This is a genomic window from Methanocalculus sp., assembly GCF_029762515.1.
In the GTDB taxonomy this organism is placed as follows: Archaea; Halobacteriota; Methanomicrobia; order Methanomicrobiales; family Methanocorpusculaceae; genus Methanocalculus.
On the sequence record NZ_JARVGN010000315.1, the window covers coordinates 1 to 2,763 of the forward strand.

At 51.4% G+C, this 2,763-nt stretch carries 3 protein-coding genes; 2 read left to right on the forward strand and 1 reads right to left on the reverse strand.

From position 1 onward, the window contains the following. Positions 1 to 93 precede the first annotated feature (93 nt). Positions 94 to 723 (forward strand): V-type ATP synthase subunit D, encoded by a 630-nt coding sequence (locus QCH34_RS10175; protein ID WP_300333692.1) that lies wholly within the window; start codon positions 94 to 96, stop codon positions 721 to 723. Here the strand turns inward: QCH34_RS10175 and QCH34_RS10180 are convergent, their stop codons facing one another. After that, on the reverse strand, positions 724 to 1,434 hold the full coding sequence (locus QCH34_RS10180; protein WP_300333694.1) for a class I SAM-dependent methyltransferase: 711 nt from the start codon (positions 1,432 to 1,434) through the stop codon (positions 724 to 726). A 78-nt stretch (positions 1,435 to 1,512) separates the two neighbouring features. Between QCH34_RS10180 and QCH34_RS10185 the strand changes: the two genes are divergently transcribed. Beyond that, positions 1,513 to 2,727: a phosphoglycerate kinase gene (locus QCH34_RS10185; protein ID WP_300333697.1), complete on the forward strand. Its 1,215-nt coding sequence runs from the start codon at positions 1,513 to 1,515 to the stop codon at positions 2,725 to 2,727. The last annotated feature ends 36 nt before the right edge of the window (positions 2,728 to 2,763 follow it).

A 2,763-nucleotide genomic window follows, 5' to 3' on the forward strand; every position in this document is an offset into this window, starting at 1 on the left:
CTCCTTGCAACACTGCCTGAGGAGCAGCTCGTCAGGATTGACCGTGACCTGATCAAGAAGTTCCATCCGAAATACCGGAAGGAGTAACCTGCCATGGCGCTCCGCGATGTAAAGCCGACCAGATCTGAACTGATCGCCCTGAAACGGCGTATCAAGCTCTCTGAGCGCGGCTACAAGCTCCTGAAGATGAAGCGTGACGGACTCATCCTTGAGTTCTTCAAGATCCTTGAACAGGCCAAGGATACCCGTGACGAACTCGCACGGAAGTACGAGCGGGTGCAGGAGATGATCGCCATCGCAGATACAGTCGAAGGCGCTATCGGTGTCAAGGCGGCTGCCTTCTCAGTCGGGGATGTCCCCCGGATCGAGCTGAAGAGCAAGAACATCATGGGCGTTGTCGTACCTGAGATTCAATCATCAAGTGTACGAAAGGGCCCGACCGAGCGCGGGTATGGTATCATCGGTACCTCCTCGGTCATTGATGAGGCAGCAGATGCCTTCGAGGATCTCCTCGAATCAATCATCCACAGTGCAGAGATCGAGACGACGATGAAGCGGCTGCTGGATGAGATCGAGAGAACCAAGCGGCGTGTGAATGCGCTTGAGTTCAAGGTGATCCCTGAACTCACCGAGGCACGCGATTTCATCAAGATGCGTCTTGATGAGATGGAGCGTGAAGAACTCTTCCGCTTAAAGAAGATCAAGGCCAGATCAGAGGCCTGATCACTCCTTTTTTAGAATAAAAAATGTATACCCGTAGTATGAGCCATAGATCCTGAATATCTCAATCTCCCTCTCCATAGTATCCAGGAATGAGGCTGTTTCGGCATCTGGGTAACTCTTTCTCCATTCATTGATTCTGGTTTCAACCGGCAGGTAATAGTCTTTCCAGGCTTTCATCGGAAGCCTTATGGTGCTGGTGACGGTATATCCTGCTGCTTCGGCATCCCGGATTCTCTCTTCTTCAGAAGATGTGCCGGGAGAGTCCTCTTCCCAGAACTTCCGCAGATCTTCCGGAGGATTGGATTTATGCCAGCAGATCTCTGATATGGCAAGATACCCCCCATCTTTCAGAAGGGGCTTCCAGGCAGTGATGCCTTGAGAAAAACCCATTATGTTGATTGCCCCTTCAGACCAGATGAGGTCGATGGAATCTTCTTTGAAGGGAAGATTGTCCATTGTCCCGCAGACCGGGGATGTTCCGGGAATATCGCGGATCGCTTGTAAATATGGGATATAGACGTCGGTAGGGACGATCCGGCTGTCTGGTTTTGCATCTGCCAGTATTCGTGTCTGGCGCCCTTTTCCGGATCCTATGTCAAGGATCACCGGATCATCGGGAAGAAAAAGGGATTGTAAAATCTCCTTTGTTATCCGGTTGTCTGCCGGACCGAGCATCGTGAGCTCTTCAAAGAATCTGAATATAAGTTCCATGACAGATATTGGAACAAATGCGCAATTAATAATGTCTTCCTCTTCATAGTGTATACATGGAGTTCGGGAGGCTCTTCCATGGTATTTGGTACATTGCAGGATGTTGAGACGAAGGGAAAGACAGTTTTCGTCAGGGTGGACTTCAACTCCCCGATGGATCCTTCATCAGAGACGATTCTTGACGATAAACGGTTTCGTGAGCATATCCCGACTATTCTGGCTCTTGAAGATGCCAAAGTGGTGATCCTCACCCACCAGAGCCGTCCCGGCAAAAAGGACTTTACAACACTCAAATCTCATGCAGATAAACTTGAGCGGCTTATCCGGAGGCCGGTTACGTATATTGATGATATTATCGGAAGATCTGCCCGTGAGGCAGTCTCTTCACTTCGGAACGGCGAGGTGATAATGCTCGAAAACCTCCGCTTTAATGCTGAGGAGAACCTCACAATGAAGCCTGAAGAGGCAAAAAAGACGCATCTCGTCCGTATGCTTTCGGAGAGGGGTGAACTCTTCGTCAATGATGCCTTCGGCACCGCGCACCGGTCGCAGCCATCTATGGTAGGGCTCCCTATGGCGATGAAGTCGGTTGCCGGACTCCTGATGGAACGTGAGGTCTTTATGCTCTCAAAGGTCTTCTCGGGTGCACCCCACCCGATCACCTTCATCCTCGGCGGTACCAAAGTGGATGACTCGATTGCAGTTGCGGAGCATGTGCTGACGAACGGAATTGCTGATCAGATCCTGGCAATAGGGGTTGTCGGGAATATCTTCCTTGCGGCATCCGGAATCGAGGTTGGTCACCCCTCCCGCCAGCTGATCGAGAGCCTTGGCTACTCCGACGAGATTGAGAAGGCAAAGCGGATACTCTCATCATATGGTGATCGAGTGGTGATGCCGGAGTTCGTTGCAGTCCGGGAAGATGGGCAGCGGGTTGAGTATCCTGTTGATCAGATACCAGATGATGTACCGATCCTCGATCTCGGGAGTGGTTCGATCCAGTCCATGGTCAACATGATCAAATCCCAGGGTACAATCGTCTTCAATGGTCCCGCAGGTGTCTTTGAGGATCCGGACTTTGCGATCGGCACCTATGAGCTCATCCGTGCCGCATCCGGGGTTCAGTTCTCAGTTGTCGGTGGAGGACATACGGCGGCAGTGATAGAGAAGATGGGGCTTGAAGCATCCTACTCGCATCTCTCAACTGGCGGTGGTGCCTGTATTGAGTTTCTTACAGGCAAAAAACTCCCCGCGGTGGCGGCACTTGAGGCATCTTGGGAGCTCTTCGGCTAAGAGCTCCCTTCATACTCTCATTCTTTCTGTTCTTCC